The 13224-nt window shown below is 45.6% G+C and carries 12 protein-coding genes and 1 pseudogene; 11 read left to right on the forward strand and 2 right to left on the reverse strand.

Annotation, left to right across the window (positions count from 1 at the left end; translation table 11 throughout):
• The first annotated feature begins 1 nt into the window (after window position 1).
• From CCC70_RS13255 to CCC70_RS13265, 3 genes are all read left to right on the forward strand, one after another.
• The gene (locus tag CCC70_RS13255; RefSeq protein ID WP_287085040.1) at window positions 2–1288 is read left to right on the forward strand and encodes a chloride channel protein; all 1287 of its coding nucleotides are present in this window, start codon (window positions 2–4) and stop codon (window positions 1286–1288) included.
• Between the two features lie 147 nt (window positions 1289–1435).
• On the forward strand, window positions 1436–1639 hold the full coding sequence (locus CCC70_RS13260) for a hypothetical protein (protein WP_015525195.1): 204 nt from the start codon (window positions 1436–1438) through the stop codon (window positions 1637–1639).
• Window positions 1640–1808: 169 nt separating this feature from the next.
• The gene (locus CCC70_RS13265) at window positions 1809–3047 is read left to right on the forward strand and encodes an AGE family epimerase/isomerase (protein ID WP_287085041.1); all 1239 of its coding nucleotides are present in this window, start codon (window positions 1809–1811) and stop codon (window positions 3045–3047) included.
• 161 nt (window positions 3048–3208) lie between these two features.
• Here the strand turns inward: CCC70_RS13265 and CCC70_RS13270 are convergent, their stop codons facing one another.
• Window positions 3209–4960, reverse strand: coding sequence for an Rqc2 family fibronectin-binding protein (locus CCC70_RS13270; RefSeq protein ID WP_021652628.1), 1752 nt, complete (start codon window positions 4958–4960; stop codon window positions 3209–3211).
• A 149-nt stretch (window positions 4961–5109) separates the two neighbouring features.
• Between CCC70_RS13270 and CCC70_RS13275 the strand changes: the two genes are divergently transcribed.
• From CCC70_RS13275 to CCC70_RS13310, 8 genes and pseudogenes are all read left to right on the forward strand, one after another.
• On the forward strand, window positions 5110–5988 hold the full coding sequence (locus tag CCC70_RS13275; RefSeq protein WP_015525190.1) for a YicC/YloC family endoribonuclease: 879 nt from the start codon (window positions 5110–5112) through the stop codon (window positions 5986–5988).
• A gap of 45 nt (window positions 5989–6033) precedes the next feature.
• Window positions 6034–6306, forward strand: coding sequence for a DUF370 domain-containing protein (locus tag CCC70_RS13280; protein ID WP_015525189.1), 273 nt, complete (start codon window positions 6034–6036; stop codon window positions 6304–6306).
• Complete coding sequence (gene gmk, locus CCC70_RS13285) at window positions 6299–6919, forward strand: guanylate kinase (RefSeq protein WP_015525188.1); 621 nt, start codon at window positions 6299–6301, stop codon at window positions 6917–6919. Before CCC70_RS13280 ends, gmk begins: the two co-directional genes overlap by 8 nt.
• 53 nt (window positions 6920–6972) lie before the next feature.
• Window positions 6973–7227, forward strand: a pseudogene (gene rpoZ / locus CCC70_RS13290) (DNA-directed RNA polymerase subunit omega); the annotation flags it as partial.
• 100 nt (window positions 7228–7327) lie between these two features.
• Window positions 7328–8665 (forward strand): 30S ribosomal protein S12 methylthiotransferase RimO, encoded by a 1338-nt coding sequence (gene rimO / locus CCC70_RS13295; protein WP_021978070.1) that lies wholly within the window; start codon window positions 7328–7330, stop codon window positions 8663–8665.
• Window positions 8649–9188 carry a CDP-diacylglycerol--glycerol-3-phosphate 3-phosphatidyltransferase gene (pgsA, locus tag CCC70_RS13300; RefSeq protein ID WP_015525184.1) on the forward strand — a complete coding sequence of 180 codons (540 nt, stop codon included), beginning with the start codon at window positions 8649–8651 and terminating at the stop codon, window positions 9186–9188. The genes rimO and pgsA overlap by 17 nt, the downstream gene beginning before the upstream one ends.
• 31 nt (window positions 9189–9219) lie before the next feature.
• Window positions 9220–10476: a competence/damage-inducible protein A gene (locus CCC70_RS13305; RefSeq protein ID WP_287085042.1), complete on the forward strand. Its 1257-nt coding sequence runs from the start codon at window positions 9220–9222 to the stop codon at window positions 10474–10476.
• A 298-nt stretch (window positions 10477–10774) separates the two neighbouring features.
• Window positions 10775–12217, forward strand: a complete 1443-nt coding sequence (locus CCC70_RS13310; RefSeq protein ID WP_161206333.1) for a DUF6935 domain-containing protein — start codon at window positions 10775–10777, stop codon at window positions 12215–12217.
• A gap of 96 nt (window positions 12218–12313) precedes the next feature.
• Here the strand turns inward: CCC70_RS13310 and CCC70_RS13315 are convergent, their stop codons facing one another.
• Window positions 12314–13144, reverse strand: a complete 831-nt coding sequence (locus CCC70_RS13315) for a Cof-type HAD-IIB family hydrolase (protein WP_092069966.1) — start codon at window positions 13142–13144, stop codon at window positions 12314–12316.
• Window positions 13145–13224 lie beyond the last annotated feature (80 nt).

The raw sequence follows: 13224 nt of genomic DNA on the forward strand, positions 1-13224 counted from the left end.
CATGGGGATCGATCATAACAAAAGATTAAAGGAACATTTATATTATTACAGTGCAAGAATCAGCCGGGATATCTCAAATCTGATCAAGTGGCTGGTTCTTGCTGTCATTACAGGATGTATCGTAGGAGCTGCCAGCACACTGTTTTCTTTTACGTTGAAGGCAGTGACCAGTTACCGGAAGGCGCATGAATGGATTTTTCTTTTGCTGCCATTATCTGGACTTGTCATTGTATTTTTGTATGAGAAGCTTGGAAAAGAGGATGGAGGGACCAATCAGGTTCTTTCTACCGTGCGTTCCAGAGATGATGTGCCGATCCTTTCTGCGCCGCTGATCTTTATCACAACGGCGCTGACTCATTTTACCGGTGGTTCTGCGGGACGTGAGGGAGCAGCGATCCAGCTTGGAGGAAGTATTGCCAACCAGCTTGGAAGATGGATCCATCTGGACGAGGAGGACCGTCATGTAATTGTCATGTGCGGCATGAGCGCGGCGTTTTCCGCATTGTTTGGAACACCGATGGCAGCGGCAGTTTTTGCGCTGGAAGTGGTCAGTGTGGGCGTGATGTATTATGCAGCACTGATGCCGTGTATGATCGCGTCATTGATCGCTTCCGGATTTGCAGCCGGAATGGGAGTCACGCCGGAAAGTTTTCATGTGACGGATATTCCGGCACTGACTGTGGAAACTGGCCTGAAAATGGGAGTGATCGCTCTGGGCTGTGCATTTGTCAGCATTATGTTCTGTATTGCGCTGAATGGTGCAGCAGGACTTTATGGCAGATGGTTTAAGAATAAATATGTCAGGGTTGCAGTGGGCGCCTGCCTGGTCATTGTTGTCACCTTTATTTTGAGAACAGATGAATATATGGGCGCTGGTGCGGAGCTTATTGAAAAAGCGGTGGAAAACGGACAGGCGGATACTTTCGCCTTTTTCTGGAAAATGGTGCTTACAGCACTGACTATGCGCGCAGGATTCCGCGGGGGAGAGATCGTACCTTCTTTCTGCATTGGAGCTACCTTTGGCTGTGTGATGGGTAATCTTATGGGAATTTCTCCGTCGATCTGTGCAGCCTGCGGAATGGCAGCAGTTTTCTGCGGTGTGACCAACTGTCCGATCACTTCGATCCTGATCGCTTTTGAAATGTTTGGATTTAAGGGAGTATCCTTCTATCTGATCGCAGTATCTATCAGCTATGCAGCATCGGGATATTATGGCCTTTACAAGGATCAGACCATTGTGTACTCCAAATATAAAGCAAAATATGTGAACCGACATACCAGATTCTGATATAGAACGAAATGTGAAGGGGTGTGTATACTGGCATAATATCTTATGGAATACCGCATAGACATGGCTGGAAAATATCTGGACATCTGCGGAAATCTGATGTAATATATTAAACGTTAGTATTTACAGAAAGGCAGATTTTAAGGTATGGAAGAGAAGATTCTTGATTTTATCATGGAGTATGCACAGGAGAATGAGGGAGTTCCGTTTCAGGTGATCGAGGAGAATTTTAATATCGTTATGGATGATAAGCTGAAAGATATCATCAGTGATGCGATCTGGGACAGGGATAATGTTTCCGATGTGATCATGGAAAGTGAGCGTTATGTGATCACCTGTTTTGAAGATTAATACAGGGCTATCTGTGACCGTTACGGTAATGGAATTAAGAAATCTGATATGAGGAGAATGCATATAGGGCATTCTCCTTTTTTCGTCAATCTGTCAAAAGAATCCAAAGGAATTGAAGTCCCCAAAAAAGAATGGTATCCTAAAGAAAAAAGTAGATGGGGTGGTTGAAATGAACAGCAAATATGAGATCAGCACAAAAGAAAACCGGGAATTCCTGAAAGCATCCTGTGAGGAACTTTTGAATTTCGGACATCGGTTTCCTTCACCAAATGGAGGTTCCTATTATCTGGGGGACGACGGAACACCATGGAAGGACAGAAATCGGGAAACCTGGATCACCTGTCGTATGGCTCATGTATACAGTCTGGGTCTGATGCTTGGCCATGAGGGAAGTGGAGAGCTTGCGGATGCGGCATTGAAAGGTCTGAAGGGAGAGCTTCACGATGAAAAAAACGGTGGCTGGTATGCAGGTGTAACACCGGAAGGAGATATTGTGCCCAATAAACAGTGTTATGCCCATGCATTTGTGATCCTGGCTGCATCTTCCGCACTGACAGCCGGAAGGCCCGGGGCGAAAGAGCTCCTTGAAGAGGCATTGGCTGTTTATGACCGACATTTCTGGAATGAAGAGGAAGGGCTGGCCTGCGACACCTGGAATACAGAATTTACTGTGCTGGATGATTACCGGGGATTAAATGCCAATATGCATACGGTAGAGGCTTTTCTGGCAGCAGGAGATGTCACCGGGGATAAAAAATATCACATTCGTGCAGGCAGGATCATTGATCATGTGATCCAGTGGGCAGAAGATAACTCCTGGAGGATCCCGGAACATTTTACGAAGGAATGGGCGGCAGATCTTGACTGCAACCGTGACCGTCCGGATGATCCGTTCAAGCCATACGGCGCGACACCGGGACATGGAATCGAATGGGCAAGGCTGATCACACAGTGGGCACTTGCAAACTGCGGAGAAGAGAAAGAAAAACTGGAAAAATATCTTCAGGCAGCAGAAAACCTTTACACAACGGCAATAAAAGACGGCTGGAACGCAGATGGTGCACCGGGAATTGTATACACGACAGATTGGAATGGCAAACCGGTGGTACATGACCGTATGCACTGGACTCTTGCGGAAGCGATCAATACCTCTGCAGTTCTTTATCAGGTGACCGGTAAGGAGAAATATGCGAAAGATTATGCTGCGTTTATGAAGTACCTGGATGAAGTGGTCATGGATCACGAAAACGGCTCCTGGTTTCATCAGCTGGATGAGCAGAATCATCTGAAAGGAACCGTATGGCCCGGAAAATCCGATCTGTACCATGCACTGCAGTCTACACTGATCCCGTATCATAAAGCAGACACGTCTATTGCACCGGCAGTGAAGAAAAAACTGGAGATCTGAACAAAATCGTTTTACAATTTTGGTTCATGAGCATGTAACGAAAACATAAAAAACCTTCCTGTGTTTACAGAAAAATTTCTCAGGACAGATACTTGCAGAGATACAGGTATCCGGTCTTGAAGAAATACGAGAACACAGGAAGGTTTTTTGTTGAATAGTTATTACTCCGTAACCTCTTTCAGATCCGAAATATCCGGAGAAGCCATGAGAGAATAATTGGTGTAATAAACAACGAAACCGGGTTTCGCACCGGCAGGTTTTTTCACATGCTTTTTCTGGATATAATCGATCTCTACCTTGGGAGCAGAGTGTCCTTTGGAGTACCAGGCGGCCAGGCGGCCTGCTTCTTCGAAGGTACGGTCCGGAAGTTCACCGTCTTTGGTGCGGACGATCACATGGGAACCAGCCATTTTCTTTGCATGGAACCACCAGTCATTTCCGGTTGCGAACTTGAAAGTCAGCTCATCATTCTGGAAATTGTTTTTTCCCACATAGATATCAAAACCGTCACTGGATATGTAGTGGAGCGGTTTGGATTTCGGCTGGGCTTTCTGGCCTTTTTTGTTTGTGTAGTGACGTTTGATATAGCCGTACTCAGTGAGCTCTTCCTTGATCTGGGAAAGGTCACTTTCAGATCTGGCGATATCCAGAGCATTGGAGATAGATTCCAGATGAGAGATCTCACTTTCCGTATCTGTGATCTGTTCTGTGACGGCTTCCTCTGTACGCTTCAGCTTCCCGTATTTATCAAAATATTTCTTGGAATTCTGTGCCGGAGTCAGTGTCGGGTCAAGAGGGATAGTGATCTCCTCATTGGTGTAATAGTTCAGTGCCTTAAAGGATCTGCAGCCTTCCTCAAGCCCGTATCCGTAGGTGTTGATCAGTTCACCGTAGACCTTGAATTTATCTTTTTTTGCAGTATCATTCAGCTGCTTTTTCTGGATGTTGTATTTTTTTCGGTTACGTTCCAGAGCGGTCTGTACTACACGGCGAAGATCGGAGGATTTCTGGTGGATACGTGTCAGCAGACTTTTGGTAGCATAATAGGTCTCCAGCATAACAGAGACACTGTCAAAGATTTCGCTGCGGTATTCACTGCCAAACTGCTGATAAGGAAAGACACCGTATTCCACAGGTTCCTCTCCGCGGTAGACAATATTTGGGGTGAACTCTCTGTTCCGGATCTGTTCCATAAGGCGGAGAAAGGTATGATAAAGATGGGTGCAGGCTGCCTCATCCAGGGACTGCGATGCATCGCTTCCGTCAATGGATGCACGGTAGCAGATCTCCTCAGCCATTACCGGGCTCATACCTGTGAGTGAAGTGTAAAGCGCCTTGGAAATATTCACAGGCTTTTTACAGATGTGCTGTGTGAACTCCTCCTCGGAAACAGTCAGCGGATTTTCTTTATCCCTGGTATTGGGAATGAAATATTCTCTTCCGGGAAGAACCTCACGGACAGAGCTCATATGAGAAGAGACATGTTTGATGCTGTCCAGGATCATTCCCTTTTCGTCACAGAAGATGATGTTGCTGTGCTTGCCCATCAGTTCCATGATCAGACGCTTTCTGCAGGGATCCCCCAGCTCATTAAGATGCTCCAGCTCAAATTCCACCACGCGCTCCATTCCAGGCTGTTTCACATCAAGGATACGGGCGCTTCCGATGTGCTTTCTGAGAAGCATGCAGAAGTTCGGTGCAGTTAAAGGACTGATACGGTTCTTATCTGTAAAATAGATCAGAGGAAGGGATGCGCTTGCACTTAAGAGAAGACGTTTCTGTCCATTTGCGCCCTTTCCTGTGATCAAAAGTTCATCGTTTTCCGGTTGGGCGATCTTGTTGATACGTCCGCCTTTTAAATTATCATCGATCTCTGCCACGAGAGCAGAAACTGTAATTCCGTCAAATGCCATGATTTTACCTCCATTTCAACATCAATCATTATAACAGTAAAAAAAGAGTTTGACTAGGGTTTTGGAATGAACTATAATAAATCCGTATGCAATCAGTTACTGTATTTATCAGCAGCTGATAAACTTAAGAGGCAGTATTGGAGGATAACATGATAAAAAGTATGACCGGCTTTGGCAGGGCAGAAGCAGTTTCCAGAGAGCGTAAGGTTTCTGTTGAACTGAAATCCGTCAATCACAGATATCTGGATCTGAACATCAAAATGCCGAAAAGACTCAGCTATTTTGAGGGAGAGATCCGAAATGTGATGAAGACTTATATCCGCCGCGGCAAAGTCGATGTGTTCATCACCTATGAAGACTATACAATGGGCGGAATGGCTCTGAAATACAATGCAGAGCTGGCAAAGGAATATCTGGGCTATCTGAACCAGATGAGTGAGGAACTGGGGATCGAGAATGATATCCGTGTTTCCACACTTTCCAGATATCCGGATGTGTTTACAATGGAAGAGCAGGCTCCGGATGAGGAAGAGCTCTGGAATTTTCTGGAGGGTCCGCTTCATGAGGCCTGCCGGAAATTTGTGGAGACCCGCCAGCGTGAAGGTGCTAATCTGAAACAGGATCTTCTTGGGAAGCTGGACGGACTGGAAGCAAAGGTCGATGTAGTGGAAAAACGTTCTCCGGAAGTAGTGAAGGCTTATCGGGAGAAACTGGAAGCCAAGATGCACGAGCTACTTGAAGATAACCAGATCGATGATTCCAGGATCGCCGCAGAGGTGATACTTTTTTCAGATAAGATCTGCAATGATGAGGAGACGGTACGTCTTCGAAGCCACATCCACGGAATGAGAAAGATCCTGGACGAGAACGAGGGCGTGGGACGTAAGATGGATTTCATGGCACAGGAGATGAACCGTGAGGCGAACACTATCCTGTCTAAATCCAATGATCTTATTGTATCCAACGCGGCCATCGATCTGAAGACAGAGATCGAGAAGATCCGTGAGCAGATCCAGAATATCGAGTAACCGGGCAGGAAACAGGCTGTACACAGACAGAAAGGGAGAGCGTAAATGGCGAAACTTATTAATGTAGGCTTTGGAAATGTTGTCAATTCACGCAAGATCGTGGCTGTGGTAAGTCCGGATGCCGCTCCTGTAAAGCGCATGATACAGAGTGTCAAGGGGACCCGAACTCTGATCGATGCCACACAGGGAAGAAAAACAAAAGCAGTGATTGTTACTTCCGATGATTATCTTGTCCTTTCCGCTCTGCAGCCGGAAACCATTGCCAGGAGATTTTCGGAAGCGTATGGAGAGGAAATGAGGGAGGAAGGAAATGAGTAAGGGAATTTTAGTTGTTGTTTCGGGCTTTTCCGGTTCCGGAAAAGGTACTGTCATGAAACGGCTGATGGAAAAATATGACAATTATGCATTATCTGTTTCTGTTACTACCAGAAATCCAAGACCGGGTGAGAAGGACGGAGAGGCTTATTTCTTCCGCACAAAAGAAGAATTTGAACAGCTGATCCGGGAAGACGGACTGATCGAGTATGCACAGTATGTGGAGAATTATTATGGCACACCCCGCAAATATGTAGAGGAGCAGCTTTCCGCAGGGAAAGATGTGATCCTTGAGATCGAGATCCAGGGTGCCATGAAGATCCGTGAGAAGTTTCCGGATACACTGCTGGTATTTGTATGTCCGCCGTCTATGGAGGAGCTTAAGAACCGTCTGGTAGGTCGCGGAACAGAGACTCTGGATGTGATCAACGGGCGTCTCAGAAGAGCGGTTGAAGAATCCAGAGGAATGGATAAATATGATTATCTCCTGATCAATGATGATCTGGAGGAATGTGTTGATACACTTCATGAGACCATCCGGTGTGAGCGCATGCGTACATCCAGGAATCATGATTTTGTATCCAGGATCCAGAAAGAAGCGGAAGCTTTTTTATAAATACCAATTAACAAGTTAAATACGGCCCTGCCGTTACAGAAGGGAGAAAAGATATGATACATCCATCTTATTCAGAATTAATTGAGGCTATCAACACAAACAACGAGGACGACGATGAGGCTCTCGTGCTGAACAGCCGTTATTCTCTTGTACTTGCAGCAAGCAAACGTGCCCGCCAGCTGATCGCAGGAGCAGAGCCGCTTGTACCGGGTGCAGCAGGAAAGAAACCGCTTTCCGTTGCCATTGATGAGCTGTACAAGGGCAAAGTAAAGATCCTTCCCGGACAGGAGGAAGAGGAAGAGCTGGAGGCTCTTGAAGCTGAGAAGGAGGCTCTTGAGGCAGCAGAGGGCGAGACCGCAGAAGGCACTGAGACTGCAGAAGCAGCTCAGACAGAAGCGGAGTAATTTTATGAAAATATTATTCATCTCTCTTGGCTGTGACAAGAACCTGGCGGATTCTGAGGAAATGCTGGGACTTCTTACAGCCGGAGGTCATGAGATCACAGACGATGAAACACAGGCAGATGCAATCGTGATCAATACCTGCTGTTTTATCAAGGATGCCAAGGAAGAGAGTGTGGAAACCATTCTTGAAATGGCAGAATACAAAAAAACAGGAAGCTGCCATGCACTGATCGTTACCGGCTGTATGGCACAGCGATACCAGAAAGAGATCATTGAGGAGGTTCCGGAGGTCGATGCTGTTCTTGGAACTACATCCTACGGCGACATCGTAAAGGCTCTGGAGGAAGCAGTAGCCGGAAATCATTTCGAAGAATTCCGTGATATTGATTATCTGCCGGATACAGGAAGCAAACGTGTCCTTACAACAGGTGGACATTTCGGCTACCTGAAGATCGCGGAAGGCTGCGACAAGCACTGTACCTACTGCATCATCCCGAAGCTCAGAGGTAAATTTCGAAGCGTCCCAATGGAGCGCCTCATTGCCCAGGCAGAGGATATGGCTGAACAGGGAGTGAAAGAGCTGATCCTGGTAGCACAGGAGACCACCGTTTATGGAAAGGATCTTTACGGCAAAAAATCTCTTCACATTCTTTTAAAGAAGCTCTGTGAGATTAGAGGTATCCGTTGGATCCGCATCCTTTACTGTTATCCGGAGGAGATTTACGATGAACTGATCGAAACCATTCGTGATGAGAAGAAGATCTGTCATTATCTGGATATTCCGATCCAGCACGCATCGGACCGAATTCTTAAAAGAATGGGCCGCCGTACTTCCAAACAGGAACTGATCGATATTGTCGGAAAGCTCCGTAAGGAGATTCCGGATATCGTACTGCGTACAACTCTGATCACCGGATTTCCGGGTGAGACGGAGGAAGACCATGAAGAACTGAAGGAGTTCGTAGATGAGATGGAATTTGACCGTCTCGGTGTCTTCACTTACTCTCCGGAGGAGAATACCCCGGCAGCAGAGATGGCAGACCAGGTTCCGGAAGAAGTGAAGGAAGAACGCAGAGACGAGCTGATGGAGCTTCAGCAGGAGATTTCTTATGACAGAGGCCAGGACCGTATCGGACAGGAACTTCTTGTTATGATCGAAGGAAAAGTTGCAGATGAAAGTGCCTATATCGGACGTACCTACGGGGATGCACCGAAGGTTGACGGATACATTTTCGTTCAGACAGGCGAACTGCTTATGACAGGTGATTTTGCAAAGGTACGTGTGACAGGTGCGCTTGAGTATGATTTGATAGGAGTGCTGAGCGATGAATACACCGAATAAACTTACAGTTGCAAGAATGATACTTGTACCATTTCTTGTAGTTTTCTTACTGACAGGCTGGGGAGGAGAAGCAAACCGCTGGATCTGTCTTGCGATTTTTGTCGCAGCAAGTGTGACAGACTGGTTTGACGGTCATCTTGCCAGAAAATATAACCTGATAACCAATTTTGGAAAATTTATGGATCCGCTGGCAGACAAGCTTCTGGTATGCTCTGCCATGATCTGCATGATCGAGGTTGACAAGCTTCCGGCATGGGTTGTGATCATTATCATCGGACGGGAATTTATCATCAGTGGTTTCCGTCTGATTGCAGCGGAGAACGGAATTGTCATTGCCGCAAACTACTGGGGAAAATTCAAAACCGTTTCCCAGATGATCATGATCATACTTCTGATGCTGGATTTCGGAGGTGTTTTTGCAGTGCTGACACAGATATTTATCTGGCTGTCCGTTGCACTGACCATTATCTCCCTGCTGACTTATATCATGCAGAACAGAAAGGTCCTTTCCATGCAGGAGTAGGGATCAGAGTATACGAAAGGAGTTTCTTTTCATGATCACAGAACTGATATCCGTAGGAACCGAGATCCTTCTAGGAAATATCGTAAATACCAACAGCGCCTATCTTTCTGAAAAATGCGCCCTGCTTGGGTTAAGTGTTTACTATCAGGATGTAGTAGGTGATAATGAAGGCCGTATGCGTGATGTGATCCGTGCTGCACTGGATCGTTCCGATGTTGTGATCCTCACCGGAGGTCTTGGACCAACAGAGGATGATATCACCAAGGAAGTAACTGCGGATCTGATGGGAATGCCTCTTAAGGAAGATTCCCACTCAAGGAAACTGATCGATAAATATCTGAAGGAATATGAGAAAAACAATCCTCAGAGACGTATCACGAAGAACAACTATAAACAGGCCATGGTTCCTGAGGGAGCCATTGTTCTTGACAACCATAACGGAACTGCTCCGGGACTGATCCTTGAAAAAAAAGGAAAAACCGCGATCCTTCTTCCGGGACCTCCCAATGAGCTGAAGCCCATGTTCGAGGAGTACGTTGTCCCGTATCTGCAGAAAAACCAGCCGGAGATCATTGTATCCCAGATGGTTAAGATCAGCGGGATCGGTGAGAGCCAGGTAGCAGAGGAGATCCAGGATCTGATCGAAAGTCAGACCAATCCTACCATTGCACCTTATGCAAAAACCGGTGAAGTGCATCTTCGTGTGACAGCAAGCGCAGAGAATGAAAAGGCCTGCAGAAAGCTGATCAAACCGGTTGTCAAAGAGCTAAAGAAGCGTTTTGGAGAGAATGTTTTTGCCACAGATGAGAGCAAGACACTGGAGGAAGCAGTGATCGATCTTCTGAAAGAAAAAGATCTGAAGCTATCCCTGGCGGAATCTCTTACCGGCGGTATGATCGCCCAGCGCATTGTCAATGTATCCGGTGCATCTGAGGTGTTTGGATATGGCTTTGTGACCTACAGTAATAAGGCCAAGCATAAATGCCTGGGAGTGAAGAAACGTACTCTGAAGGAGCAGGGTGCAGTTTCTGCCAAATGTGCCAGAGAAATGGCAAAGGGTGCCTGCAAAGCATCTGGAGCAGATATCAGTATTTCCGTGACGGGTTTGGCAGGACCGGGAGGCGGAACAAAGGAAACTCCGGTTGGTACTGTATTTATGGGCTGTTGCTATAAGGGCAAGGCTATTGCTAAAGAGTTCCACTTTACAGGAAACCGCATGCGGATCCGCGAGCAGACTACAGCGCATGCACTGGCGATGTTACGTGACTGTATCATTATGAGCAGATAGCGAATGCTTTGATTTGTCTGGTGTTACAGATCAACCATAATATTTTTTTATATAACAGGACTGATTTTTAAACAGATGAAACTTTTGATTTCAAGTATCTGTATCAAAAATCAGTCCTGTTTTATTTTTGTTTCCTGATAATAAGCCCCGGTATGGGCGATGAAAGAATATAAACGATCATATTTACAAGGATAATACTATCATAAGTGCTAGTGTTTTTATAAGGGATTTCCTCTAAAATGTGATTAAAGCAATATATGACGTAAATATACGTTTTACCGGAAAGGGGGAAATCAGAATGAAAAAGAAAAAAAATCTGTTGTGTTTTGTGTTGCTGATCAGCCTTATTTTTACGATGGCATTTGGAAGTGTGACGGTCAGCGCCGCACCAAAACTGAACAGAACAAAAGTAACTCTTTTAAAAGGTGAGAAGACAACACTTAAGGTTACTGGGACCAAGCAGAAGGTTGCCTGGAGATCTTCCAAAAAGAGCGTTGCGACCGTAAACAGCAAAGGCCAGGTGGTTGCAAAAAATAAAGGTTCCGCAACGATCTATGCAAAGGTAAGCAAAAAAACATATAAATGTGTTGTAAAGGTAGAAACACCGAAGCTCAGCAGGACATCGCTGACATTAACAGAAAAGAAATCCAGTGCCATTAAATTGACAGGAACAACTGTGAAGGTGAAATATTCTTCTTCCAATCCGAAGATCGCACGTGTGGATTCCAAAGGAAAGATCACCGCAGTGAAAAAAGGAACAGCAGTGATCACAGCGAAGGCAAATACAAAGAAATTCAACTGTAAGGTTACAGTAAAAGCAGCGCAGAAACCGAAGCCGACACCTACACCGGTGCCGAAACCATCTTTAAGTGCCACCACCTTAAATATGAATAAAGGTGATGTGAGACAGCTTCAGGTAAAGAATTATAAAGAGATTCTTGTATGGACCAGTGATGATACATCTGTTGCAACTGTAGACAGTAAAGGCAAAGTAACGGCAGTGAATGTGGGAACAACAAAGATTCAGGTCCGGGATAAGAGTACCTGGCGAGGCAGCTGTACTGTCCACGTGACACAGACAGTAAAGAAACAGGTGGAGCCGGTTCTTACAAAAGGAACTAAATCTGCAAAAAAAGAGATCACCAATGATAAAGGACAGAAGGAAGTTATTAATGTAACGATAAATACCTATACTTACACCTTTACCACGATCCCGACCAATGCAGAGGAACTGAAACAGTATGATATCACAACGGCAGACGGACGCTATAAGACCATGGCTCTTCTGATTCTTGCATATCGTACCTGGACACCGACCAATCCGACGGACTGCGAGGAGATGATTTCTTATCTCAATAATAAAGAGATGACTCAGTATTACAAAAACTTTTTGAGGGATCGTATGAAAGCGGATAACGGATATAAATATCTTGGCAATTCTTACCTGAATGGAGCAACTCCGGCCAACAATTATACTCCGTCTAAACCGATTTCCATTACGTTAAGACAGGACACACTTCCGGGTAAGGGAAATTCCATCAGTGAAGATATCCCGTATTTTGAACCGACTCAGACCACTCCTGCGATCTACAGATCATTTACTGATTTTGCAGGCAGCGACAGTTCCAGATGGATCTGTACATATAAGCACTCCAAAACCGGAAAATGGTATATCTGGGATCAGTCCTGGCATGATCTTCTTACCAGGATCAAACAGCCGGCAGGAAACTATGAATATTGATCGAATGTGAATGTACCGCTATTCAATCCCATTCTAAAAAAGGAACCGACAGCGTAAAAACTGTCGGTTCCTTTTTGGCATACATAATAGAATATCTCATCGGTGCAGCGCAAACTTTTCAATGGCGCGTGCTACACCGTCTTCGTCATTGGAAGCAGTAATATAATCGGCTGCTTCTTTTACTTGGGGCTGTGCATTGGCCATGGCTACGCCAAAACCGACTTCCCGGAGAAGATGGACATCGTTGTCACCGTCTCCGCATGCCATAATGGATTCCCTTGGGATTCCCAGCATTTCGCCAAGAGCAACAAGAGCGGTTCCTTTGTTGACACCGGCGGCGTTGATCTCAATATTGTAGCTTAAGGAGCCTACAAGCTCCAGCTCCTTAAGTTCACTTAATTCCTTCCAGGCGGCGGCACGTTCCTCCATGTCTGCAAAAAGCGCCTGGACTTTATCCATGCTTCTGTTTTCTTTTGTAATGACATCCTGGATGTCTGGAACCGCGATACGGGTAGTACGGACATAATTCCACATATTAGGGTCGTGATGGTATTTTCCTACATTATCAAGCTTGGCAGCGTCTGCATATCCCTGACCGTCAAAATAGATCTCACTTAAAGTATCATATTTTTCAAAGATACGGAGAGCTTTTTTTGCACTTTCCATGGGAAGAAGCTGCTCGATAAGAAGTTTATTATGGTCTGTATCAAGGACTCTGGCTCCGTTGGAGGTGAGAGCATAGTGAATTCCCGGAAAATTTCTCAGTTCCGCGGGAATGCCGGTATATGGCCGGCCGGTAGCCATCAGAACAAGGATACCTGCATCAATAGCTTCCCTGAGAACGCGCCTGGTATTTTCTGTGAGTTCTTTTTTTGTATTCAGAAGAGTTCCGTCCAGATCAAGACCGATCATTTTTATCTGCTGCATATTTAAGATTTCCTTTCCCGGTTAAGGTCACATATACAGAAAAACCGTCCCGAAAAAACATTTTCCGGGACGGTACCTAT

The sequence above is a fragment of the Blautia sp. LMAG:89 genome (assembly GCF_008679485.1).
In the GTDB taxonomy this organism is placed as follows: domain Bacteria; phylum Bacillota; class Clostridia; order Lachnospirales; family Lachnospiraceae; genus Blautia_A; species Blautia_A fusiformis.